Origin of the sequence: Phycisphaera sp., from assembly GCA_025916675.1 — a bacterium.
Taxonomy (GTDB): Bacteria; Planctomycetota; Phycisphaerae; order Phycisphaerales; family UBA1924; genus JAHCJI01.
This window is the reverse complement of the sequence record CP098402.1, coordinates 1,556,763-1,580,319: the sequence shown is the minus strand read 5'-3', so window position 1 is coordinate 1,580,319 and position 23,557 is coordinate 1,556,763. Positions and strand designations below refer to the sequence as shown.

Genomic DNA, 23,557 nt, shown 5'->3' with positions numbered 1-23,557 from the left:
GCGAGTTTAAGGGCCCGTGGCGGCGGGTTGTTCGGGCTCTCCGTTGCCATTGGTTTCCTTGGTCATCGAACCCGTCCAGGCCATGCGCGTCAGGGCCTTGATGTCACTCAGGATCGCCAGCATCGATGGCAGCACCAGCAAGATGATGGCCGTAGCCGACATGAGCCCGCACGCGATCGTGATGGCCATCGGGATCAGGAACCGGGCCTGGAACGATTGCTCGAGCATGAGCGGCGTGAGGCCCAGCACGGTGGTGATGGTCGTGAGCAGGATGGGTCGCAAGCGGGCGCGGCCGGCACGAACGAGCGCGAGTGGCAAGCCCGCGGCACCGCGCCGGCGTTCATTGAAGAACTCCATGAAGATGAGCGAGTCGTTCACCACGATGCCCGAGAGCGCGACGAAGCCGATGAGCGAGAGGAACGTCATCGCGAAGCCCAGGGCGATGTGGCCCCAGATCATGCCAACCGTCGCGAATGGGATCGCCGCCATCACGATGAGCGGCTGGAGGTAGCTGGAAAACAGCCACGCGAGCGTGACGAAGATGAGCCCTGCTGCGACCGCCATGCCCAGCGGCAGCGTCGCGAAGCTCTCGGCCACATCCTTCTGCCGCCCACGTTCGACGATCTGCACGCTGGGGAACTCGCGTTCCAGCTCGACCAATTTCGACCGTAGCGACGCGACGATCTCCTCGGGGTTGCCAAGCTGTCGGTTGACGTCGGCGCTGACGGTGATGATGCGCTCGCGGTCGAGCCGGCGCACGGTGGCGTAGCCGCGGCCTTCCTCGATCGTGGCGACCTCGATCAGCGGCACGGCCTGGCCGGATGGCGCGAACACATAGGTGTCCTCGATGGCGACCGGGCTCGATCGGGTGGCCTTGGGCAGCGTGACGCGGACCTTGACGTCCTCGCGATTGCCGGCGAAGGTGTGGGGCTCGAGCCCGAAGACCGCGCCGCGGATCTGCTCACCCAGGAGCGCCCGCGTGAAGCCGAGTTCTGTTGCTCCGTCTTTGAGATCGAATCGCAGCTCGCGCTGGCCGGCGTCGGCGTCGTCCTCGATGTCGAAGACCGCCTCGATCTCGTCGAGCATGTCCTTGAGGCGATCGGCGACCACCGTTGCCTGCTCGGTGTTGTCACCCACGATGCCCAGGCTGATGGCCACGCCGCCCGGTCCGCCGCCGATGGGCTCGAAGCGCAGGCTTTTGACGCCGGGCAGCTCGCCAAGCTGGTCGCGAATGGCCAGGATCACGTCGTTGCTCGTGCGGTCGCGCTGCTCGACGGGATTGAGCTCGAGGAAGATCTGGCCCAGGTGGGGCTGGGCGATGTCGCCGCCCTCGCCGTTCACGTCGCCGATGGCACCCACCGACGAGTACGCGCTGGCCACCTCGGGTTGGGCGAGCGAGGATTGCTCGATGCGACGTACGATGGCGTCGGTCTCGCCCACGGGCGTGCCGATGGGCATGCGCAGCGTAACGTTGATCGACTCGGCGTCTTCGACTTCGAAGAAAATAAACTCCAATTTCCCACCCACGACCATGGCCGCCGAAACAACGATGGCAGAGATCGCCACCGTCAGCGTGAGATAGCGATACCTCAGGCACTTGACCAGCAGCCTGGTGTAGTGCGGGATGAGCACATGGGTGAACAGGCCATCGCGGGCGCGGTCGTAGCGAGCCTCGAAGCGGGAGAGGCGGGAGACCTTGCCGGTGCGTTCGGCTTTGTCGGACTTACGCAGCGTGTGCGCCATGTGGCTTGGCAATATGAACAGCGACTCGATCAGCGAGACAAGCAGCGAGACGGCCACCACGATGGGTAACGCCGCTAGGAAATCGCCAATCTGGCCCTCGATCAGCGCGAGCGGCAGGAACGCGAACACGGTGGTCAGCACGGTGGTTACGACTGGCCAGGACACCTGCCCCGCGCCCTCGATGGCCGCCTGTGTGGGTGACATGCCCTCTTCGTGGCGCGCGACGATGTTCTCGGCCACCACGATGGCGTCGTCGACCAGAATGCCGATGACGATGATCAGCCCGAACATCGTGAGCAGGTTGAGGGTGATGCCGGTGAGGCGCATCATGGCGATGGTGCCCGCCAGCGAGATGACCAGGCCAATGGCCACCCAGAACGACACCCGCCAGTTGAGCAGCAGCACGAGCACCAGGAACACCAGCGCGCCGCCCTGTAGCGCGTTGCGCGTGAGGAGATTGAGCCGGCCTGTTACGAACCGTGCCAAGTCGGTGGTGATTCGGGCCTCGCCGGGCAGGCGGCCGATCCACTTCTGGCCTTCCTCATAGGCGAGAAGGCGGTCGGACACCGGGCTGAGGTCGAGGGGTTTGCCCTGCCTCTCGAGTTGCTGGTTTTGCATCGCCCGCATGGCTTTGGAGATGCGCTCCCCGATTGTTAACTCGATCGGGTCGCCCCGCATGCCGGCGGTGTAGGCCTTGGCGATCTCGGCGATCGTGACCACGTCCGAGTCGCCCACCTGGAAGCAGGTCAGCGAGACGGCGGGCTTGCCCTCGAAGCGCGTGATGAGGTCGGTGTCGCGGAAGCCGTACGTCACTTCGGCGATGTCGCCAAGCCGCAGCACCCGGCCACCCCCGCTCTTGACCACGATGTTGGCGATGAGCTGTGAATCTTCCTCGACTCGTACGGTGCGTACCGAGAGCGTCTGTGTGCCGGTGCGGACGGTGCCGCCGGGGAGTTCTTGCATGGAAGCGCGCACACGATCGGCGATCGCGGGGAGGCTCAGTTGGTGCTCGACCATCGCCTGTGGCCTGACCTCGACGCGGATCTCGTCGGTGCGGATGCCGTCGATGGTGACGTCGGCCATGCCGGGCAGGGCGCGCAGATCCTCGCGGATAGCCAGGGCGGCTTCTTTGAGGGCCCGTTCGCTTGTGTCGCCGAAGATCGAGACGATGATGGCCGGCAGATTGGGTTCGAGCTTGTCAACGATGATGCGTTCGGACTGCTCGGGCAGATCCTGGAGGGCGTCGACCTCTCGCTTCACGTCGCTGACGGCCTCATCGATGTCGATCGAATCCTGAAACTCGATGATGAGCTGGGCGCTGCCTTCGGTGACGGTTGTGTTGATCTCCACCACATCGCGAAGGTCCGAGACGCGGTCCTCGATCTTGATCGCCAGCGAACGCTCGATCTCGTCGGGCGAAGCGCCGGGGTACGGTGCGGAAACGACCACGCGGTTCGCGCTCACCTCGGGGAAGAACTCGCGCCGCAACCCCATGCCCAGCAGCACACCCGCGCCGATGATGGCGAACATGACCAAGTTGGCCACGACCGGCTTGCGGACGCCAAAGGCTGGCAGGCTCATGGCGTGTCCCCGGCCTCGCCCAGACGGATGGGCGAGCCATCGCGGAGATCGTCGAGGTTGCTGACCAGCACACGCTGGCCTTCCTGGATCTCGGCTTGCACCGCATACCACTGCGTCTCGCCCTCGGGAGCGCCGTCGAAGCTGCCCTCCAAGGCAAAGAGCGTCTCGACTTCAACGCGCTCAGCGCGCGCGGGCGAGTTCATCTCGGCCACGAGCACGCCCCCTTGCACGACTGCCCGGCGTGGTACGAGCAGGTGGGCCAGAGGCTGGCTGGGCCGCACACGCCCGACGACGAACATGCCAGGTCGGAGCATCTGGCCCGTGGCGGGTGCCAGCATGCCGCTCTGGTCGGTTTCCAGTTCTTGCGTGACCTCAACAAAGACGCGGATCGAGCGGGTCTGGGCATCCGCCTCGGGTGCGAGGCGGCTGATGCGGCCCTTCCAGCGTGCGGCAGATCCCGACTCCAGCGAGACCTCGACCTCGTCGCCGATGGCGATGTCATCAGCGGCCGACGCGGGCAATGAGAGGGGCAGCTCGAGCCGCGCTAGGTCGACGATCCGGGCGACTTCAGTACCAACTTGGGCATAATCGCCCGTGTCGAGGAACACGTCCTGGAGCACGCCATCGATCGGAGCGATGACTGTGGCACGCTCAAGATTCTCGCGTGCGACGCCGAGTTCTGCCTCTTGCGAAGCGAGGTTGGCCTGGACCGCCGCCCGCCTGGAGGGGATCGACCGCGATCGCTGGTCAAGGGCGGAAGCTTCACGCTCGGCCCGGCGCAGGGCGGACAGCTTCTGGTCGACTTCGGCCTGGCTGCCCGCGCCCCGATCTTCGAAGACGCCCCTGGCACGCTGGTACTCACGCCTCGCGATGTCCTCCTCTTCGAGTACGAGCGTGAGCTGGTCGTCCAGCGACTCGGCTTCGATGTCGAGTTGATCCAACTCCGCCTCCAGGGCGGCCATGAGCCCTTCCAGCGCGGCCACCCGCCGCTGGAAGTCCGTCGGATCGATACGGAGCAGCAGGTCGCCCTCCGATACGGCCAGCCCGGCCTCGATCGTGTCCGGTCGCTCGACCACCCGCCCGGCGACTTGCACCGCGACCCGGGCCGACGACATCGCCCGGACGGTTCCGTAGCCCGTCCAAGGCCGAGCCGTCACGACGCGCTGTACTTGGACGGTCCGCACGAGCGGCGGCAACCCGGCGTTCTCGCTGAGAGCGGGTTCGGCCTTGGTGGCCTTAAGAACCTGGAGAAGGCCAATGGCCCCGCCCAGGAGCAGAACCCCGACCAGGACGCGGGTGGCAAGCGGGAGGGCCTTCCGCAATCGACTGAGAGATATGTTTGGCATGTATTTGGGCGACCGAACGCCCCTCCTTGGGTGCAACATTACGCCGCAACAGGCCTTTAGGGGCGGCTGAACTCGTTGACTCGCGCCAACGAGCCGATACACTCGGCGGTCCGGGCTTGTAGCTCAGTCGGTAGAGCGCACCGCTGATAACGGTGAGGTCACAGGTTCAAGTCCTGTCAGGCCCATTCCTCCGGACCAGGAGCCGGCTCGGAGCGTCGGCGTTCCCGCCCTCGCGGATGTTCCGGTCCTCGCGGTCGTTCTTGGGTGCGATCAGCCCACTCATCCAAAGCCGACCCCTGGCGTCTGGCCGGACCCGTCTTCACGCTGAAGGGAATCGGTCGCGTGGCACGCCAGGAAAGCTTCATGGACGACTTCAAGCGGTTCTTCGGCCGCGGGCTCGCCGTCCTCCTGCCTTCCATCCTGACGTTGTGGCTGCTCTGGCAGGCGTTCGTGTTCCTGTACAACAACGTGGCCGAGCCGATCAACCGCGGCATCCGGGTGGTGGTGGTCGAGATCGCGCCCCGTGTCACGCCCGAGGACAGCCGGCCCCAGTTCATGGTGGTCGAGCCGGGACAGATCGACGAATTCCTGGCTTCGCCCGAGGGCCGGCCATTCCGCGGCCGCTCGACGACTGTCGTGCGCGAGCACCTCGTGCGCAAGCAACTCGGTGACTTCTGGAACCAGCACTGGTATCTCCGGGGCGCCGGCTTGCTCGTGGCCATCATGCTCATCTACCTCGCCGGCCTCTTGCTGGGTAACTACCTGGGCCGCCGCTTCTACGCCCGCGTGGAGCGCCTGATTTCTCAGATCCCGGGGTTCAAGCAGGTCTATCCCCACGTGAAGCAGGTCGTCGACCTGATCATGGGCGACCGCAAGGTGGCCTTTCGCCGTGTCGTGATGGTGCAGTACCCCCGCCGCGGCTTGTGGACCCTGGGCCTGGTAACCAGCGACTCGATCTCCATGATCCACGAGGCGACAGGGGTGCCGTGCATCGCGGTGTTCATCCCCTCGACGCCCACCCCGTTTACCGGGTTTGCCATCACGGTGCCTCGTGACGAGGCCATCGACGTGCCGATGTCCATCGATGAGGCGATCCGGTTCTTCATCACCGGCGGCACGCTCGTGCCCGACCGGTTTGCCCCCCCGGGCACGAAAAAGCCCGAGCCAGCGGACGAGACCCCTCACCCCTCGGAAGCCGATGAGGCGGCCAGGACCGCCAAACCGCAACGCTGACGCTCGGGTGAGTATGCTTGAGCGGGCCGGAAGGACGCCGGCCAGAAGGGATTTGACCATGCGCATCGAAGTCGTCGGCAGGCACATGACGATCACCGACCCCATCCGTCAGCACGCCGAGGAGAAATCCGAGAAGCTCACCCGCTTTTTCGACCGCATCCAGTCGGTGACCTGGACCATCGAGCACCACAACAGCTCATCGGGCGATTCGTTCGAGGTCGAACTGATTGTGGACGTTGAGCACCACGAGGATCTGGTAAGCAAGGACAATGGGGGCGACCTGTACGGCGTCATCGACTCGGTGCAGCACAAGGGCATCCGCCAGCTCACCGACCTGCACGACAAGGTCAAGGTCCAGAAGCGGCAGGCGCACTAGACATGGCCTTGAAGCTGACCGAGATCGTGGCACCCGATGCCGTGGTGGCAGAACTGAATGCCACCGAACGCGACGACGTGATCGCCGAGATGATCGACGCGCTGGTCCAAGCCGGTGCTGCCGACGCCGAGCATCGCGACGCGCTCGTGGCCGCCGTGCTCGAGCGTGAGCGCAAAGGCTCCACGGGCTTCGGCCGGGGTGTGGCGGTGCCGCACGTGAAGCATCCCGGCGTGACCAAGATGGCCGCCGCGGTCGGACGCAGCAGCAAGGGCGTCGACTTCAGCGCCCTCGACCGCCAGCCGGTGTACTCGGTGGTGCTGCTGCTGAGCCCCGGCAGTAGCCCCGAAGACCACCTCAAGGCGATGGAGGTCATCTTCAAGAGCTTGGGCAACGAGACGTTCCGGCGGTTCCTGCGGCAGGCGACCACGCGCGAGGACATCATCGAATTACTGCACGAGGCCGATCACCAGAAGCTGCCCGGCTGAATACCGTCGCTTCGCTCGGGAGAATTGGATTGGCCAAGGAGTGCGCCGCCAAGGTGACCGTCACGAACCGGCTGGGGCTGCACGCGCGCCCGGCGACGGCGGTGGCCGACGTGGCCCAGCAGTTCAAGAGCGCCATACTGCTGCGCCGCGACGATCAGGAGATCGACGGCAAGTCGATCATGCAGATCATGCTGCTGGCGGCCACCCAGGGCGTCGAGATCGAGGTCGTCGCCAACGGCGACGACGCCGAGGAGGCGTGCAAGGCCCTGGCCGACCTCTTCGATCGGGGCTTCGATGAAGAGTGAGCGGAGCGCCCAACCCGCTCCCCCCCCGGTTCGCCTGCCAGAGCAGTTGCGGTGCCCGATCACGGGCAAACCACTGGAATTGGAAGAGGGCGGCCATTGGGTGCGTGTCGTCGGAGAGCCGTTGCGATATCCGGTGCGGGGCGGCATCCCGGTGCTGGTCGCGCCCGCCGCCGAGAAGCCGGGCTAAGCGGGGACGGCCACCTCTTCCAGGGCCTTCTCGCTGATGCGCTGGATGTCGGCACCGAGCCCCGTCAGGTACTCGTCCATGCGCTGGTAGCCGCGATCGAGGTGGTACACCCGGCGGACCACCGTGCGGCCGCGCGCCGCCAGCCCGGCGAGCACGAGACCGGCCGAGGCCCGCAGATCGCTGGCCATCACGGGCGCGCCAACCAGCTTGGGTACCCCGCTGACGACAGCGGTGGGGCCGTGGCGGATGACGTGCGCGCCCATGCGCAACAATTCGGCGACGTGCAGGAAACGCTCGGGGAAGATTTTTTCGGTAATAATCGAGTTGCCGTCGGCCAGCGTGAGCAGCGCCAGGGCTTGGGCCTGCAAGTCCGTCGGGAAGCCCGGGAACGGCTGCGTGGTCAACTCGACCGGGCGAAGCGATCCCGTGCGGCGCACGAACGCGGTGGCGCGGATCGAATCTCCACCGGTGGTGTCGAGCGGTTCGTGTTCGCTCAGTTCGATTTCGACGCCCGCGTCGCGCAGCATCTCGAACGGGCCGACTAGGGCATCCACCGGCCAGTTGGCGATGGTGAGTTCGCCCTTGGTCATCGCGGCGGCCATGGCGTAGGTGCCCGCCTCGATACGATCGGGCATCACGCGGCGGGTCGCCCCCCCCAACTGCTCGACGCCGTCGATGACGATGCGGGGCGTGCCCAGGCCCGAGATTTTCGCGCCCATCATCTGGAGCAACCGGCCCAGGTCGACCACCTCGGGCTCGCAGGCGGCCGACTCGATGACCGTCCGGCCGCGCGCCAGCGTGGCGGCGCTCATGATGTTGGCCGTACCCAGCACGGTCGAGCCGAAGGGGCCGCCCAGGAACACGGTGGCCCCCCGCAGTCCGCCGGCAGGGGCCTTGGCGACCACGTCGCCGTTGGCCAAGCTAATGGATGCCCCCAGGGCCGCAAGCCCCTTCAGGTGCAGGTCGATCGGGCGAGGGCCGATCGCGCAGCCCCCGGGCATCGAGATCCGTGCCTCGCCACGGCGGGCCAGCATGGGGCCGAGAACGCACACGCCCGCCCGCATGGTCCGCACGATGTCGTACCGGGCGTGGCTCAGGCTGGTGTCGGTGACGTGGGTATGCACGGCCCGGCCGCCACTGTCCTTGCCCGGCTGCTCGGTGACCTCAACACCAAGCTCGCCCAACAGGCGGAGCATGTTGGTGATGTCTTCGAGGTGCGGCACGTCCGAGAGTTCGACCGGCCCATCGGTGAGCAGGGCGGCCGCCAGCATGGGCAGCGCGGCGTTCTTGGACCCGTGGACCTCGAACCTGCCGGAAATGGGCTTGCCGCCCTCGATCACAAACGCGTCCATGCGTGCGTCTCCGATTCGTACGAACTCTTGGATTGAGAAGGCGGCAGCCTACGCCACCAGGGCGTCCGAAAATCGAGCGACCCTGTCGGTTACATCGACGCCCAAGGGCGTCGAGCGTTGGAAACCGTCCCGCATGGCCCGCGGGGATTTCCCAGCCCGCACATCCCGCACGCCAGACGGCCTCTTTTCATGGCAGCGGATGGCCGCGGTCGGGCGCGCAATCGAGGCTGTAGGTGGATTGTGACGCCCCATGGTGGGGTGAGTTTTTTGGCCGGGTGACCCGGCATGGAGGCAACGATGCGAAATGGTCAATCTTCTCGCCGGATCGTGCGGGCCGCTGGCGCGGTCGGCGTGGCCGGCATCGTGGCTCTGGCGTGCGGCACAACCGTGGCGAACGCCCAGGTGGGACAGTCGGACGATCCGTACGCCGATCTGCCCAGCGAACTGGTGCTGACCGGTACGGTCCGTGACTTCCGCCCCCATACCGAGGGTGGGCACCCCGACTTCCAGCGGTACAACACCGGACTGCGTGTGGGCTTCGTGGGCTTCGAGCTGGATGACGATGGCAAGCCCACGCTGCGCGACGGCAGCAATGGCTTCAAGATCGACGGCAGCTTCAAGGACCCCCAGGGCCGGCGGATGTTCCCCTTCGCCTCGGAAGTGGACTACATGGACGTCATGGAAGGTGACACCACGGGCACGCTGAACGCCCAGAGTGGGAGCGTCTTCACGAGTGAAGAGAGCTTTAACCAGTGGTTCCGCACGGTCCCCGGTGTGAATCTGGCCAAGCCGGCCGGCATCACGTTGACCCGCGAGGCGGGCACCGATCGTTACGTCTTCCACGCCCATGACGATAGCAGCCAGGATGGCATCCAGGGCTTCTTCCCCATCGACGAGGAACTGTACGGCAACCCGGCGGGCGATCGCTGGGGACACAACTACCACTTCACGTATGAGCTGGCCACCAAGTTTGTCTACGACGAGGACGCGAACAACGTGTTCACGTTCTTCGGCGACGACGACGTGTGGGTGTTCATCGACGGCAAGATGGTGATCGACATCGGCGGCGTCCACGGCGCTGTCAGCCAGACGGTCGATCTGAGCCGCCTGAACTTCCTGGAGGACGGCGGCGAGTACGAGCTGAAGGTGTTCTTCGCCGAGAGGCACTACACGCGCTCGAACTTCCGCATCGAGACCACGCTGAAGCTGCGCTCGGTCGAGCTGCCCAGCAACAGCAACTCGTTCGACTAAGGCCGGCCGGCCCGAATGTGGGGCCGATCCGATAGTTCAGCTACCACGCCGTGCGCCACGGATGGGCCCTCCTGGGGACCCGAGGCGCACGGCGTTCATGCTGCGCCGGCGCGGTGAAAAACAGGAACGTGTGCGGGGACCGCGACAGCGGTATGAACTGGTATCGCGTGAGCGAGGGTCGCTCGTTGGCCCGCCAGGAGCCGGCCACACTGGTGTAGCCCGGTGACGGCATGCCCAGCGCGGTGTCGCGGCGTGCGTAGGCCACCCGGTCTTGCTCGATGCCGGGCAAGGGCAGCACCGTGGCCCACGACTCGGTGGTGATCGTGGGCGCGGCTTGGGCGAAGCTTGGCGGCTGGTGGCGGTGATGTGCGGCGGGTGTCGAGCAGCCCTGGACGCCGAGCGTCAGGGCCAGCATCGCGCCGGTGCACGCGGTAACAACAAATCTGGGAGTGGCCATGCTCGCCTCCGCGAGGCTGTGGCTCCGTCCGGGTCTCGTGCCGGCAATCCGTTCGCCGGCTCTCATTCTCTCAACGCGCCCGGGAGGACTCGAACCTCCGACCTACGGTTTCGGCACACCCGCGGCTTTCACCACGGACCGGACCATCTCTTCACCCGCCAGACATGCGCGTCTGGGTAGGGTGCCGGGCGCTTCCTCCGGTGGCGTCAACCACCTTCGGTGCGGGGGTATTGCCGGGGCGGCTCACCCGCTGGTCTCTACACCTTCCGCCGGCTCTGGATTTGGCTCCAGACCCCGCCGACGGCTCGGCTCGGGATTGCCCATCGCCCAACGGGAGCGACTAGGGTTTCCCCGAGTTCACCCGGTTCGCCTCGGCCCGTTTCCGGGCCGGGCCCCTCTTTGACGAAGGAAACCGTTGCTCTGTCCTGCTGAGCTACGAGCGCTCGCGTTCAGGCGACAGTGTACCCCGGGCCTCGTTGACAAGTAGACCACCAAACTCGGGCTATGGCCAGCAATCGGGCATGTGGGGCGGGTAGATAACCGCGAGCCGGACGCGGGCGTGCATACCTTTGCCCCTTTCCCGCATCGCAGGCCCCAAGCAATCGGAATCGAACCCATGGACGCAGGCATCGTCGGGCTGCCCAATGTTGGCAAGTCCACACTCTTCAACGCCCTAACCAACGCCGGCGCGTTGGCGGCCAACTACCCCTTTGCCACCATCGAGCCCAACGTGGGCATCGTGCCGATCCCCGATCCGAACCTCGAGCGCATCCACAAGCACATCGAGACGCAGAAGGTCATCCCCGCGGCCATGCGGCTGGTGGATATCGCCGGCCTGGTCCGTGGTGCCAGCGAGGGCGCGGGCAAGGGCAACGCCTTCCTGAGCAACATCCGCGAGGTCGACGCCATCGCCCAGGTGGTCCGCTGCTTCGAGGAGGCGCCGGGCGGCGAGGAGATTCTGCACGTCGACGGCTCGGTCGACCCGATGCGCGACATTTCGACGATCAACAACGAGCTGCTGCTGGCCGATCTGCAGGCCGTCGAGAGCGCCCTGCCCAAGGCAGAGCGCGCCGCCAAGAGCCGCGAGCCCGAGGCTATCGCCCGGTACGCCGTACTCCAAAAGATCAAGCCCGTGCTCGACGAGGGCAAGCCCGCTCGCGTGATCGCCGACTCCATCATCGATGCCGAGCAGCGCAAGGCGTGGCGCGGTCTTGGGCTCATCACGGCCAAGCCGATTCTGTACATCGCCAACGTCGACGAGAGCGACGCCGCCGGCAAGGGCGAGCTGGCCCAGAAAGTGAAAGCCCACGCCGAGGGCGAGGGCAACGCCTTCGTGCCGGTGTGCGCAAAGATCGAAAGTGAGCTGGCCGAGCTCGAGCCCGAGGACAAGGCCGAGATGCTGGCCGACTATGGCATGGACGAGCCCGCGCTGGGCAAGCTGGCGCGCGAGGCCTACCGGCTATTGGGCCTCCAGAGCTTCTATACCGCGGGCGAGAAGGAGATCCGGGCCTGGACCGTCCGCCAGGGCGCGACCGCGCCGCAGGCGGCCGGCGTGATCCACACCGACTTCGAGCGCGGGTTCATCCGGGCCAACATCTACGGCGTTGATGTGCTCGATCAGTACGGCAGCGAGAAGGCCATCAAGGAAGCCGGCAAGATGCGCGTGGAGGGCAAGGACTACGCGATGCAGGATGGGGATGTGTGCCACTTCCTGTTCAACGTGTAGGCCTGTTTCTGCAGCTCAGTTCCAGCTCACGCCCTTGGGCCAGCGTTCGGGGTGCTGCGAAGCGGCGTTGCGGATGATGCGGGCCATGTCGCTGAGGGCAAGCTCGACCAAGCGCACGCGGCGCTTGGCGTCGGGCTCGGCCAGCAACTGGTAGCGCAACTCGGGATCAGTGAACAGCGAGAAGCACACGAGTTCGAAGGCGGCCGAATCGGGGATCTGCTCGTTTTCGAGGCGTTCGACGACCCATGCCGCGGTGCGGAGCTGTTGGAGCGGCCAGGCGGTCAGGTGCTCGGTGAGCTTCTGGCGTGCGGTGTCCAGGCCCAGCTGAGGATGCCCGGGCAGGTCGAGCGGTTCGAGGTACGCCGTGCGATACGCCCGTTCGTCGTCGGGGGCCATCTCGTCGACGATCTTGGCGCGGCAGATGCCCTGGAGCAGGATGTTGTAGTGCCCGTCGGGCAGCTTCTCGTGCTGGAAGACCTGGCCGATGCACACGGCCGGCCGCAGGGGTAGCGAATCGCCGCTGTGGTCGAACACCTCGAGATCGCTCGTGTCGTAGGTGGCCATGGCGATCTGGCCCGAGCCGTCCAGGGCGTCGCCGATCATCTGCCGGTAGCGGGTTTCGAAGATGTGGAAGGGTGCTACTTGCTGGGGCATCAGCGCGACAACGCCCAGCGGGAACACCGGCATGGGCTTGCCAAAATTGACCTGGATGGCGACTTCCTCGCTCATGCCCAAGTGTATGCCCGGGCGGGCGATTTCTATTCGCGCAGAGGGTCGGGCCGGTACACGCGGGTGTTGAGGGCCCAGTGCTTCTCGGTGAACTTGCCGCGGAGGTCGGTTTTGTCCACGCGATCCCGCTTGGCGGCCACCAGGGCCATCTCGGTCTTGGCGTCCAGGTCGTCGAGATTCGAGACGAAGATCGCCTCGGGCGTGGCGGGGACCTTGGCCGCACCGTACTCGGGCACGCCGTGGTGCGAGAGGATGATGTGCTCGAGCACCATGATGGCCTCGGGCGGTAGGTCGACACCGTCCTGGTAGGCCTTCTCGCGCAACAGGATGACGCCGTCGACGATGTGGCCGACGAGCAGGCCGCGATCGGAGTAATCGAACGCGCGGTCGTACTTCAGCTCCCGCGTCTTGGCCATGTCGTGTAGCAGCAGTCCGAGCAGGATGAGGTCGCGGTTGAGGTCGGGATAGAGCGGCAGCATGCGGTCGGCCAGGCTGCAGAGCTGGAGCGTGTGCTCGAGCAGACCACCCAAGTACGCGTGGTGCAGCACCTTGGCGGCCGGGGCGGTGCGGAAGGCCGACATCAGCGGCTCGTCGTCGAAGAACGCCTGCGCGAGGCGTTTGGCGGCGGGGTGCTCTAACGTGTCGAAGATCGCGCGAAGGTCGGCGAACATTTCCTCGGGGTTGCGCTTCGAGGCGGGTAGCAGCTCGCGGATCATCTCCTCGTTCGGGTCGAATGGGTCGACCGATTGGATGATGATCTGCATCTCGCCCTGGTAGGCCTGGGCGTCACCTTCCACCCACACGAAGCCCTCGGCCGGCAGCCGGTTGTACGTCGACTCGTCGATCGACCACATGCGGCCCGGCGCGGTGCCCGAACGATCCGAAAGCAAACAGCGCAGGTAGAGCTTGTCGGTCCGGGTCTTGCCGAGCTGGGCGTTGATGATGGCGTACGGGCCGCTGACGTGCTCGCCCTCGCCGACATCTGACAGGAGGGTGCGGTTGGGTTTATCGGCCAAGGTCGGGCTCGCTTTCGGCTGCTGGGTGAGGGGAGAACCTAGGCGTGGAGTCAGGCCAGATTCGGCGGCACGGTGCCGTGGTCGGCACGGATGACCGAACGGATGCCGCCCCGGCCACGCCAGTTGGTGGTCACGCGCATCCAGTTGGGGTGCATCAGGGCGGCCAGATCGTCGCGGATGCGGTTGGTGACGGCCTCGTAGAAGATGCCCTCGTTGCGGAACGATTGCAGGTAGAGCTTGAGGCTCTTGAGCTCGACGCACAGGCCGCCCGAGCTGCCAGGCGCGGGCTCGAAGACGACCACGACCTCCCCGAAGTCGGGGTGCCCGGTCTTGGGGCACAGCGAGGTGAATTCCTCGGCCACGTGCTCGATGACGAATGGCGTGTCGACGGGGGTGGGGAAGGCTTCGAGCAGGCTTGGGTCGGGCATCGCCTGTCATAGACCGCAGGGCGGGGCCGATCAAGCCGGTGCAGCCGTCATGACCGGCCCACGCCGACCCAAAGGCTGGCGCTTGGGGCAAGGCCCATCTGGCTCGAGCCCTGCTTTGACGATCTGCTGGTGCCATGAACGACGTCTTGCGAACACACGCCCACTGGCTCAAGGAATCCAACCGTCGCACCGTCGGTCGGATCGAGATCCGCCATCTCCGGACCAAGCTGGGGCGGGTCGTGGATATCGGGCCCGGCGGCATGCGGCTGCGGGGCAAGCCCTGGCCGCCCCTGGAGACCTACGGAGAGTTCGACGTGCAACTCCACGGCATGACCGAGGTGCTGCCGCTCAAGGTCACCGTGGCGTGGTCGTCGCGTCCCACCATGTTCACGCGTGAGCTGGGCTTGAAGTTCGTCGACCTCAGCGACCATTCCAAGCACGCGCTCGCCGGCCTGTTCGCGGCTTGCGAAGACGTTGCCCGCTCGCGGGCGGGCTGATCAACCGGACCTGTACTCACCCAAACCATCGCTTGGCCCACAGCCCGATGTTGACCATGGGCCAGGCCTGCGCCCAGTTGGCCTCGGGGTCTTGTGCGACCAGGTCCCAGGCGTCTCGGTTGAAGAACTCGTCGATGATCGGCTCGTCGCGAAGGTCGTCGAACAGCGGCCCGAGCCAGCCCTGGAACGGCAGCGGGAAGCTGGCCTTGGGGCGGTTCAGGATCTCCGCTGGCACGACGCCATCGAACGCCCGGCGGAGCGCTATCTTCGTGCCCTCATGCGGTGGCAGCGTGGGATCGAACTTCTGACTCAACGGCAACCCATCGGCGAACGCGGCAACCACGCGATCGGCCAGGGGCGTGCGGCCCTCGACTCCCGATTGCGAGAGGGCGCTATCCACGCGTTGGAGCAAGCCGGTGAGGTTCGTACGTCGCATCAGACGCATGCTCGTGCGCATGGCCTCGTCGCGCGGTGCGAGCGTGGGCCCCGGTCTGGCCGCTTCGAGCTGGTACGCGTCGCGGTACGCCTGCACGAGCCACCCCGCGAACTCTGCGATGCGCGCGAGCTTCGGGCTCAGCACGCGGGGCATCATCTGCGGCGGCACCCAGGCGTTGCCAAGAAGGAACGCGATGGCCGGGTCGTCGCCGCCGTTGTCGAGGTATTCGGCGGCTTGTTGCAGCGGCCCGTGGTAACCACCAAAGAGCTCATCGGCTCCCTCCCCGGTCAGCGCGACCTTGCACCCACCCGCGCGGATCGCGCAACCAAGGGCGTGGATGGCGGTCTCGTTGGGCGTGCTGACCGGCTGGCCGGTGCGCTCGACGAGCATGCGCACGCCGGCGACGAATCGGTCCTGGGTCATGCGGATCGAGCGGTGGGGCAGGTTCCATTGCCCGGCCAGCCGTCGCGCGTACGCGGCATCGGCCTCGGGATCATCGCTGCCGTCGCCCGCGCCGAACGTTGGCAGTCGCAGCCGGTGGAGGCGGGTGGTGGCGGCGATGATCGTGCTATCGAGCCCACCGCTGAGCAGGACGCACACGGGAACGTCGGAACGTAGGTGCTGGGAGACCGATTCTTCGACGAGTGCGCGAAGATTGTCTGGGTCGCCACCCTCGATGGGCAACTCCCACTCTTGCGGTGTGAGGGTGGCGTCGCGAAGGTCGATTTCTTGAACCTGTCCCGGACGGAGCATCGACACGCCGGCGAACAGCGTCCGGCCTTCGGTGCTCAGGCGGATGGTGGTCAGGTACGCGGTGAGCCCGAGTGGGTCGACGCTGGGAGAGAGGTGGGGGTGCTCGAAGAGCGCGGTGGCCTCGCTGGCGACGACCAACTCGGGACCGCCACCGTCGGGCGGCTGGGTGATGGCGTAGCAGAGCGGCTTGATGCCCAGCGGATCTCTCGCCAGAACCAGACGATTTTCGACCGTGTCGTACGCCACAATCGCGAACATGCCCCGGCACTTGCGTAGCCCCTGTGGCCCCCAGGCGCTGAGCACCTGGCACATTGTGGCGGTGTCGCTGGGTGAATCCGGCTCTTGGCCGAGTGTGGCGAGTTCTTTGCGGAGTTGCGGATCGTTGTACAACTCGCCGTTGTAGACGATCACCCACCGGCCATCGCGCGAGGCCATCGGCTGACGGCCCGCTTCACCCGGCGCGATGACTTCCAGGCGGCGCTGGCCCAGGAAGACCCCCGGCATCGACCACACCCCGGCACCGTCGGGCCCCCTGTGCGCGAGCGTGTCGCGCATGCGTACTGCTTGCCGTTCCGAAACGGATAACGCTGCGCCCGCGCCGCGAGCTATGGCCACAATGCCGCACACGCCGCTGATATCGGCGTGCGGGGTCGAACACGGTCAGTGGAAGCGGGTAGTTGCATCCAGGCCGGATCTAGACCCAGACTTGGACGATGATGTGGCACGCCTTGCCGAGGTTGTCGCTCCATTCGCCCACCTCGGTGGTTACGAGCTTGACCTCGCAATCCTCATGGCTCTCGATCCAGGCGTTGATTTGTTGGTCGAGGTGGGCCAGAGCGTCGCCTTGGAGCTTGCAATGGAAGCTCTTCACGTGCGTGGCACCCTGACCGGTCAGCTGCGCATGCCGCTTCCAGCCGGTCTCGTCTTCGGGCGTTGCGCCGAGCTTGGCCAGCGTGCGGATCTTGGGCTTGCTCTCGCCCTTGAACTCGCGATTGGTCGTTTGATTCTGATCGAGCATGAGCCGTGCCCCATCGGGGTCGTCGCCCGCTCATCGGCGGCCCCGTCCACTGACCCGGCAACCCCACGCGGCCGGGCGACGCGAAGCCGACCGTGGCTTCCCATCAGCGGTCTGCGTGCATTATACGCGAAAAGGACCAAAATCTTGCATCAAATTTACCGTGAACCAAACAAAAAACGCCCATTTTTCTGGCGGATTCCACCCAAATTCTCATGCCGAACACCCAAATGCAGCGAGAGTTCGATCGAATGATCGGTGCGTGCGTGGATGTCGCAATGCCCCGAGGCGACGCGAACCACCGTCCCTCGGTTGCCCGAAACCTCGCCCTCGTACTCGAGATAAGCCCGACGGTGACCGGCCAGTTGCTCGGCCTCGAATGGCTCGGCATCGAGGCTGATGTCTCGATCGAGTCGGAACGTCAGCAACGAGCCGTGGTCGTCAAGGGCGAGCATCCAGTCGAAGTGGTGCGAGCCGCCGGGCAGGTCGTGGCGGAGCAGGACGGTTGGAAAACGTTTGGGATCTGGCATGCTCTGAAGAATCGTTGGCGCTCTGGGGTAGCCGCGGGCCATGTGGAGCGCCGATAATCGACCCTATGCCGATCAAGCTATTCAACACCGTTGCCGTCATCCTTGTCGCCGGACTCATGTGCCTGAACCTCGCCGGATGCGCTGCTCAGGAGCGTTCGGCCGGGGAGATTCGTGAGTCGGCTAACAACGCCTACGCGGCCGGCGATTACGCCAAGGCGCTGGCCGAGTGGGAGGCGTATGCCGAGATCCATCCGGTGCCGCTGGCTTCCGACCTTGGAAGGGGCAAGGCCCTTCTGGCTTTAGAACGCCCCGGTGAGGCGATCGTTCCGCTGCAGCGTGTCTATCGCGACGACCCGATGGACGAGCAGAAGCTCGAACTGTTGATCCAGGCCCTGCACAGCGCGGGCGAGCACGAGCGGCTGATTTCTTTGCTGCGCGACCGCACCCGCCAGCCGGGCACCGTCGAGGAATACCTACGCCTCGGGCGGTATGCCGAGGAAATCGGCGATCCGGACGAGGCCGAGCGGGCCCTGCTGGCGGGTGCCCGGGTCGATCGTGGGCTTCATATTGAGCCGCAGCTCAAGCTCGCCGAGTTCTACCACGGAATCGGCGACACCGAGAAGGCCCTGGAACGCTACGCGATGGCCCTGTGGTTCGATTACACGAACGCCCAGGTGGCCGAACGAATCCGGGCCTTGGGAGAGACTCCCGGGCGGACCTTCGTGCGGGTGCCGTACGAGGCGGTCGAGGAGGGCATCCTGGCCCCTGATGCACCCCCGCCTGAGCCCTCTCCGGGAGGGTAACTACTTATTTTTAGGGCACCCTCTTTGCCTTTCGGCCGGTGCTTTCTACACTTCATCCGGATACACGGATGAAGACTACCGACGCACTCAACGACATCGCCGCCGCGCTCTCGGCCATCGCCGATGGGGTGCGTTTGCGCATGCTCCGGGTGCTCGAGGCCGAGGAGTTGGCCGTCGGCGAGATCGCCCAGGTGGTGCAACTTCCGCAATCGACGGTGAGCCGCCGGCTGAAGCTGCTGGCCGACCACGGCTGGGTGCAGCGACGGGCGGCCGGAACGGCCACGCTTTATCGCTGCGTGAGCGACGACCTGCCGCCCGAGCTTCGCGGCGTGTGGACGCAGGTGCGCGAGACGGCGGGGCGTGGCGACGAGGCCGACGCCGACATACGGCGGCTGCGTGCGGTGATCGCCGATCGTCGGCCAGGGTCGGCGGCGTTCTTCGGTCGTGTGGGCGCGCAGTGGGACGATGTCAGCCGCGAACTCTTCGGCGAGCGTTACGCCGGTGGGGCGTTGGCCTCGTTGCTCGCACCGGGAATGGTCGTTGCCGACGTGGGCTGCGGCACGGGCGTGTTTGCCGGCATGCTCGCGCCCGTGGCCGAGCGGGTCATCGGGATCGATCGCGAGCCGACGATGCTCGAAGCGGCGCGTTCGCGACTAGGCGAGCCGGGCAACATCGAACTGGAACTCGGCGAAGCCGAGAACCTGCCACTGGAAGACGGCAGCATTGATCTGGTCGTGCTGGGGCTCGTGCTCCACCACTTGGAGAGCCCGCAAGCCGCGTTACAAGAAGCCGCGCGTGTACTCAAGCCGGGCGGCCGGGTGCTAATCGTCGACATGCAGCCGCACGGCCGCGAGGAGTTCCGGCTGGAGATGGGGCATTGCTGGCTGGGTATTTCGGAATCCCAACTCGGTCTTTGGTGCGACGCGGCTGGCTTGACACTCGTCGGCCATCGCCCGCTCCCGAGCTCGCCCGATGCGCGGGGCCCGGAGGTCTTTGCTGCCACGGCTATTTGCCAGACGTAACAAGTATGAAAGCTCGCGCCCCGGCCAGCCGGCGGCGTGTGAACGAACGCATTACACCGATTCACAGTCAAGGAAGAGGAACACGAAACATGACGACGCTGACCACCGACGTGGCCAAAACGAGCCAGGGACAACTGGAGTACAAGGTCAAGGACCTGACCCTCGCCGAGAGCGGCCGCAAGGAGATCCGCCTGGCCGAGGACGAGATGCCCGGGCTGATGGCCCTGCGCGAGAAGTACGGCAGCAAGAAGCCGCTCAAGGGCGTCAAGGTCGCTGGCAGCCTGCACATGACCGTGCAGACCGCCGTGCTGATCGAGACGCTCGTCGAGCTCGGCGCCGACGTGCGGTGGTGCTCGTGCAACATCTTCAGCACGGCCGACAACGCGGCGGCGGCGGTCGTGGTCGGTCGCACAGAGAACGGCGGCACTCCCGAGAACCCCAAGGGAACGCCCGTCTTCGCCTGGAAGGGTGAGACGCTGGCCGAGTACTGGTGGTGCACTAAGCAGATGCTGACCTGGCCCGACGGCAGCGGCCCGGACCAGATCGTCGATGATGGCGGAGACGCAACGCTCCTGCTCATCAAGGGCATGGAGTTCGAGAAGGCCGGCAGTGTGCCCGCGTTCGACGAGGACAAGGACGCCGAGGAGTACAAGCACATCCTCAACACCATCCGGGACACGATCGACACCAACCCCGGCTGGTTCACCAAGGTCACCCCTGCCGTCAAGGGCATCAGCGAGGAGACCACCACGGGCGTGCACCGCCTGTACCAGTTCGCCGAGAAGGGCACGCTGCCCTTCCCCGCGATCAACGTGAACGACAGCGTCACCAAGAGCAAGTTCGACAACGTCTACGGCTGCCGCCACAGCCTCATCGACGGGCTCAACCGCGCCACCGACGTCATGCTCAGCGGCAAGGTCGCGGTTGTCTGCGGCTACGGCGACGTGGGCAAGGGCTGTGTGCAGAGCCTCAAGGGCCAGGGCTGCCGCGTGATCGTGACCGAGATCGACCCCATCTGCGCGCTGCAGGCCGCGATGGAGGGCCTGGAGGTCAAGCCGCTCGAGGACTTCATCGGCACGGCCGACATCTTCATCACCACCACGGGCAACAAGGACATCATCACGCTCGAGAGCATGAAGAAGATGAAGGACAAGGCCGTGGTGGGCAACATCGGCCACTTCGACAACGAGATCCAGATGGAGAAGCTCCAGCGCGATGCCGACGTCGAGCGTCGCAACATCAAGCCGCAGTACGACGAGTTCTACTTCAAGAGCATGGACAAGAGCATCCTGGTGCTGGCCGAGGGCCGCCTGTTGAACCTTGGCTGCGCGACCGGCCACCCCAGCTTCGTGATGAGCGCGAGCTTTACCAACCAGGTGATCGCCCAGATCGAGCTGCACGAGAACAACGACAACTACGAGAACAAGGTCTACGTGCTGCCCAAGCACCTCGACGAGATGGTCGCCCGCCTGCACCTGGACAAGCTTGGCGTGAAGCTCACCAAGATGAGCGCCGACCAGGCCGAGTACCTTGGCGTGCCGGTCGAGGGGCCGTACAAGCCCGATCACTACCGGTATTGATGCCGGAGGCATCAGGCATTAGGCATTAGGCAATAGTGCAGATAATACCAGCCGCGTGCGTTTGCACGCGGTTTTCTTATGCCCTTGCTGCGTCGACGATCGCGAGAAAATCCTCGGCCTTCAGCGACGCCCCGCCGATGAGGCCGCCGTCGATGTCGGGGCTTGCCATCAACTCAGCGGCGTTGTCGGGTTTCATCGAGCCGCCGTAGATGATGCGGATGGCCGCCGCGGCGTCCGAACCCAGAATCTCAGAGAGCACCGCTCGGATGCGTTCGTGGGCGGCCTGGGCGTCGCTTGCGCTCGCGGTCTTGCCGGTGCCGATGGCCCAGACGGGCTCGTAGGCGACGACCAGGTGGTCGTTGCGCACGACGTGCATGTCGCCCAGGGCGCTGCGGAGCTGGGCTTCGTTCACCGGGTCAGTCCTTCCCGCCTCGCGTTCTTCTAGGGTCTCGCCGATGCACAGCACGGCGGTCATGCCGGCGTCGAGCACGGAGCGGAGCTTGGCGGCGATCAGTTCCTCGGGTTCTTGGAGGCCGTGCCGCCGCTCACTGTGGCCGATGAGCACGGTCGAGACGCCGCACTCCTTGAGCATGGCCAGCGAGACGTCGCCGGTGCGGGCGCCGTTGTCGTGGGCCGAGCAGTCCTGGGCCCCCAGCATCACGCCCGAGCCGCCGACGCTCGAGCGGATCGTCTCGAGCCAGACGAAGGGCGGGTAGATCGCGACCTGCGGGCCGTCGGACCCGGCCGCCCGGGCGACGTCGGCGGCCAGTTCGAGCGCCTCGCCGCGCGAGGTGTTCATCTTCCAGTTGCCGCCGATAAAGGGGGTGCGCTTAGCCATTGGCAACCGTATGCGCGATGTCGCCCGCCACATCGCCGAGTTCCTTCTCCATCAGCTCCAGGTTCCGCGTGTTGGCCTTGTACCACGCGTCGGGCACGACGCCGACGAGCGGGACTAAACCGACCAGGAAGTCGAGGCCCAGGTTGGCGGCCATCTTCAGCAGCGTCCTACGCCGCACGCCCGCGCGCCGGGCTTCCATGAGCGGGTACACGCTGATGCCCACCGACACCGCGTCGCCGGCGAAGGGCAGCAGGCTGATGATGGGGTCCAGGCCGAAGCGGTAGCCCGTGCCCGGGACGCGGAAGCGGGTGTCCATCCACCTCGAGACCGCGCGGACGCGGCGCAGGGCGAGGGCGGCGCGTTCGGGGGTGGGGCTGGGCATGGGTGGAGCGTACGGGCGCGGGTCGGCGGTTTGTGCGGGGGTGAAGCGGGTTTCACTCTGGGGTCTCGGGCTCTTGGGTTGTGTTGGTGGGTGGTTTTTTGGTTCTTCGCCGCTCGGCGGAGCCGAAGACGGCTGCGCCAGCGCTCGCCCAACGGGGTTGTTCTTGGGCGCTCGCGTTGCTCGCTTGCGGCCTGACGGCCGGGCCACAGAAGCGGCCGCGCCTCCCGCATGCGCTGTCGCTCGGAAGACCTCGCTCGGCGGATGCTTCGGCGTCAAGAGTCAAATGTGAAGCCGAACGCGTGTTGGTACTTCGGCGACGGGGCATCCGCACCAGCCCGTCTTCGGGCGCAGGGCGCATGTCCCGGCGCGGCCCGCAAGGGCCCGGCCGTCAGGCCGCCAAGGGAGCGAAGCGACCGCTCAAAACAACCCAACAGAACGCAGCTCTGGCGCAGCGGTCTTCCGCTCCGCCAGAGCGTCGAGCGTACGAGAAAGCCCAAAAGCACAACCCGAACACCCAAGACCGCCCGATCACGCCTCCGCTTCGAGCGCCGCCCCGCACTCGGGGCACACCTTGAACCCCGTCGCGTCGTAGCCACAGGCGGGGCAGGGCGTGCGGCCGACGCGCCGGGCCCGTTGCGCGCGGCGTCGACCGATGGTAAATTGCGCGCCGCGGTACCCGCCGAGGACCAGCAGCGTGGGGGCCAGCAGCACCGCCCACGGTGGGAACTCAACGAACCACGGCTGGTTCCGCCCAGACGAGCCGCTGGTAGGCCCTCGAAACAGCGAGAAGTTCGCCCCCTGGCGCACGCCCGGGTCCCATCGCAGGATGGACTTGCCCAGATCGCCTCCGGATTGCCCGAGCGTCGAGCGGTGGTTGCTCGTGGTGAGCCTCGACAGCGAGCCCCACTGCGCGCCCCACATGGCGTGACCGCTGGGCTCCCACACGACCGTGGAGAAGAGGAACGGCCACGCCGACGCGATGGTCGCAAGGCCCAGCCACGCGTACAGCGCGACGCGGGCGATCATCGATCGGTGTTGGCGGGATTGGGGCATGGGCGGGCCTCCAAGGGATCATTGGCACGGGGTGTCGGCCCGCGCCGGGCAAGCCGTACGAGTTCGTGACCGAGATCCTCGAGACCGGGGCCCTGCGGGTGCGCTTCAAGTGCGACAACCCCGGCGCCCAGGGCGGCACCGCGGGTGGGGTGGGCTACGAGGTGCTGCGCCAGGACGACGCGAGCGGGACGTACGGCTTCGTGCTGGTCGCCGGCGAGCGCGAGTTCGTCGACGCTACGCTGCCGGCGGGCACGGCCACCTCGACCTACCGCATCACCGCCTTCCGCGGCACCCAGCGCGGCGACGCGGCGACGTTCAACGTCTTCTTTGGTGTTGGGGGCAACGGGCAGCAGGTGGTCGAGGCGGTCTCGACGCCTTCTGGCGCGAGTGGCAAGGCCGCGTAGTCGATCGGATCGAGCGGGCCCGGATGGAA

The 23,557-nt window shown here is 66.3% G+C and carries 25 protein-coding genes and 1 tRNA gene; 13 read left to right on the top strand and 13 right to left on the bottom strand.

What is annotated here, in order from left to right; all coding sequences use genetic code 11:
* Positions 1 to 6: 6 nt before the first annotated feature.
* Positions 7 to 3,324 carry an efflux RND transporter permease subunit gene (locus NCW75_06860; protein ID UYV14003.1) on the bottom strand — a complete coding sequence of 1,106 codons (3,318 nt, stop codon included), beginning with the start codon at positions 3,322 to 3,324 and terminating at the stop codon, positions 7 to 9.
* A complete protein-coding gene (locus tag NCW75_06855; protein UYV14002.1) occupies positions 3,321 to 4,646 on the bottom strand; it encodes an efflux RND transporter periplasmic adaptor subunit in 1,326 nt (441 codons plus the stop codon). The genes NCW75_06860 and NCW75_06855 overlap by 4 nt, the downstream gene beginning before the upstream one ends.
* 136 nt (positions 4,647 to 4,782) lie before the next feature.
* Between NCW75_06855 and NCW75_06850 the strand changes: the two genes are divergently transcribed.
* The 6 genes from NCW75_06850 (at position 4,783) to NCW75_06825 (ending at position 7,256) form a co-directional block, all read left to right on the top strand.
* Positions 4,783 to 4,855: transfer RNA gene (locus NCW75_06850), tRNA-Ile, on the top strand.
* Positions 4,856 to 5,012: 157 nt separating this feature from the next.
* On the top strand, positions 5,013 to 5,903 hold the full coding sequence (locus tag NCW75_06845) for a DUF502 domain-containing protein (GenBank protein UYV14001.1): 891 nt from the start codon (positions 5,013 to 5,015) through the stop codon (positions 5,901 to 5,903).
* 58 nt (positions 5,904 to 5,961) lie between these two features.
* Positions 5,962 to 6,279: a ribosome-associated translation inhibitor RaiA gene (gene raiA, locus NCW75_06840; GenBank protein ID UYV14000.1), complete on the top strand. Its 318-nt coding sequence runs from the start codon at positions 5,962 to 5,964 to the stop codon at positions 6,277 to 6,279.
* A gap of 2 nt (positions 6,280 to 6,281) precedes the next feature.
* Positions 6,282 to 6,764 carry a PTS sugar transporter subunit IIA gene (locus NCW75_06835; GenBank protein UYV13999.1) on the top strand — a complete coding sequence of 161 codons (483 nt, stop codon included), beginning with the start codon at positions 6,282 to 6,284 and terminating at the stop codon, positions 6,762 to 6,764.
* A gap of 29 nt (positions 6,765 to 6,793) precedes the next feature.
* Entirely contained in the window at positions 6,794 to 7,069 is a 276-nt protein-coding gene (locus NCW75_06830) for an HPr family phosphocarrier protein (protein UYV13998.1), read from the top strand.
* Positions 7,059 to 7,256 (top strand): hypothetical protein, encoded by a 198-nt coding sequence (locus NCW75_06825; GenBank protein UYV13997.1) that lies wholly within the window; start codon positions 7,059 to 7,061, stop codon positions 7,254 to 7,256. Before NCW75_06830 ends, NCW75_06825 begins: the two co-directional genes overlap by 11 nt.
* Here the strand turns inward: NCW75_06825 and murA are convergent.
* On the bottom strand, positions 7,253 to 8,608 hold the full coding sequence (gene murA, locus NCW75_06820; protein ID UYV13996.1) for a UDP-N-acetylglucosamine 1-carboxyvinyltransferase: 1,356 nt from the start codon (positions 8,606 to 8,608) through the stop codon (positions 7,253 to 7,255). The genes NCW75_06825 and murA overlap by 4 nt on opposite strands.
* Positions 8,609 to 8,905: 297 nt before the next feature.
* Between murA and NCW75_06815 the strand changes: the two genes are divergently transcribed.
* The gene (locus tag NCW75_06815; GenBank protein ID UYV13995.1) at positions 8,906 to 9,859 is read left to right on the top strand and encodes a fibro-slime domain-containing protein; all 954 of its coding nucleotides are present in this window, start codon (positions 8,906 to 8,908) and stop codon (positions 9,857 to 9,859) included.
* A gap of 40 nt (positions 9,860 to 9,899) precedes the next feature.
* Here NCW75_06815 and NCW75_06810 read toward each other — a convergent pair whose 3' ends face one another.
* Positions 9,900 to 10,316 carry a hypothetical protein gene (locus NCW75_06810; GenBank protein UYV13994.1) on the bottom strand — a complete coding sequence of 139 codons (417 nt, stop codon included), beginning with the start codon at positions 10,314 to 10,316 and terminating at the stop codon, positions 9,900 to 9,902.
* A gap of 616 nt (positions 10,317 to 10,932) precedes the next feature.
* Here NCW75_06810 and ychF point away from each other — a divergent pair.
* Positions 10,933 to 12,042 (top strand): redox-regulated ATPase YchF, encoded by a 1,110-nt coding sequence (gene ychF, locus NCW75_06805; protein UYV13993.1) that lies wholly within the window; start codon positions 10,933 to 10,935, stop codon positions 12,040 to 12,042.
* A 15-nt stretch (positions 12,043 to 12,057) separates the two neighbouring features.
* Here the strand turns inward: ychF and NCW75_06800 are convergent, their stop codons facing one another.
* Genes NCW75_06800 through queF form a run of 3 tightly spaced genes read right to left on the bottom strand, consistent with a single transcriptional unit; the run spans position 12,058 to position 14,215 of the window.
* Positions 12,058 to 12,771, bottom strand: a complete 714-nt coding sequence (locus NCW75_06800; protein UYV13992.1) for an LON peptidase substrate-binding domain-containing protein — start codon at positions 12,769 to 12,771, stop codon at positions 12,058 to 12,060.
* A gap of 29 nt (positions 12,772 to 12,800) precedes the next feature.
* Positions 12,801 to 13,787: an HD domain-containing protein gene (locus NCW75_06795; protein UYV13991.1), complete on the bottom strand. Its 987-nt coding sequence runs from the start codon at positions 13,785 to 13,787 to the stop codon at positions 12,801 to 12,803.
* A gap of 50 nt (positions 13,788 to 13,837) precedes the next feature.
* Entirely contained in the window at positions 13,838 to 14,215 is a 378-nt protein-coding gene (gene queF, locus NCW75_06790) for a preQ(1) synthase (GenBank protein UYV13990.1), read from the bottom strand.
* A gap of 134 nt (positions 14,216 to 14,349) precedes the next feature.
* On the opposite strand from queF, the gene NCW75_06785 reads away from it, so the two are divergent.
* A complete protein-coding gene (locus NCW75_06785) occupies positions 14,350 to 14,712 on the top strand; it encodes a PilZ domain-containing protein (GenBank protein UYV13989.1) in 363 nt (120 codons plus the stop codon).
* Between the two features lie 16 nt (positions 14,713 to 14,728).
* Here NCW75_06785 and asnB read toward each other — a convergent pair whose 3' ends face one another.
* From asnB to NCW75_06770, 3 genes are all read right to left on the bottom strand, one after another.
* Positions 14,729 to 16,516 (bottom strand): asparagine synthase (glutamine-hydrolyzing), encoded by a 1,788-nt coding sequence (gene asnB / locus NCW75_06780; GenBank protein UYV14183.1) that lies wholly within the window; start codon positions 16,514 to 16,516, stop codon positions 14,729 to 14,731.
* Between the two features lie 79 nt (positions 16,517 to 16,595).
* The gene (locus NCW75_06775) at positions 16,596 to 16,919 is read right to left on the bottom strand and encodes a hypothetical protein (protein ID UYV13988.1); all 324 of its coding nucleotides are present in this window, start codon (positions 16,917 to 16,919) and stop codon (positions 16,596 to 16,598) included.
* A 155-nt stretch (positions 16,920 to 17,074) separates the two neighbouring features.
* Complete coding sequence (locus NCW75_06770) at positions 17,075 to 17,446, bottom strand: hypothetical protein (GenBank protein ID UYV13987.1); 372 nt, start codon at positions 17,444 to 17,446, stop codon at positions 17,075 to 17,077.
* A 65-nt stretch (positions 17,447 to 17,511) separates the two neighbouring features.
* Between NCW75_06770 and NCW75_06765 the strand changes: the two genes are divergently transcribed.
* From NCW75_06765 to ahcY, 3 genes are all read left to right on the top strand, one after another.
* A complete protein-coding gene (locus tag NCW75_06765) occupies positions 17,512 to 18,249 on the top strand; it encodes a hypothetical protein (GenBank protein UYV13986.1) in 738 nt (245 codons plus the stop codon).
* 68 nt (positions 18,250 to 18,317) lie between these two features.
* A complete protein-coding gene (locus NCW75_06760) occupies positions 18,318 to 19,271 on the top strand; it encodes a metalloregulator ArsR/SmtB family transcription factor (protein UYV13985.1) in 954 nt (317 codons plus the stop codon).
* Positions 19,272 to 19,360: 89 nt separating this feature from the next.
* On the top strand, positions 19,361 to 20,851 hold the full coding sequence (gene ahcY / locus NCW75_06755) for an adenosylhomocysteinase (GenBank protein ID UYV13984.1): 1,491 nt from the start codon (positions 19,361 to 19,363) through the stop codon (positions 20,849 to 20,851).
* A 76-nt stretch (positions 20,852 to 20,927) separates the two neighbouring features.
* Here the strand turns inward: ahcY and tpiA are convergent, their stop codons facing one another.
* From tpiA to NCW75_06740, 3 genes are all read right to left on the bottom strand, one after another.
* Positions 20,928 to 21,689, bottom strand: coding sequence for a triose-phosphate isomerase (tpiA, locus tag NCW75_06750; protein ID UYV13983.1), 762 nt, complete (start codon positions 21,687 to 21,689; stop codon positions 20,928 to 20,930).
* On the bottom strand, positions 21,682 to 22,071 hold the full coding sequence (locus NCW75_06745) for a DUF4112 domain-containing protein (GenBank protein ID UYV13982.1): 390 nt from the start codon (positions 22,069 to 22,071) through the stop codon (positions 21,682 to 21,684). The genes tpiA and NCW75_06745 overlap by 8 nt, the downstream gene beginning before the upstream one ends.
* 528 nt (positions 22,072 to 22,599) lie before the next feature.
* A complete protein-coding gene (locus tag NCW75_06740; protein ID UYV13981.1) occupies positions 22,600 to 23,124 on the bottom strand; it encodes a hypothetical protein in 525 nt (174 codons plus the stop codon).
* Between the two features lie 65 nt (positions 23,125 to 23,189).
* Between NCW75_06740 and NCW75_06735 the strand changes: the two genes are divergently transcribed.
* Positions 23,190 to 23,528, top strand: coding sequence for a hypothetical protein (locus NCW75_06735; GenBank protein ID UYV13980.1), 339 nt, complete (start codon positions 23,190 to 23,192; stop codon positions 23,526 to 23,528).
* The last annotated feature ends 29 nt before the right edge of the window (positions 23,529 to 23,557 follow it).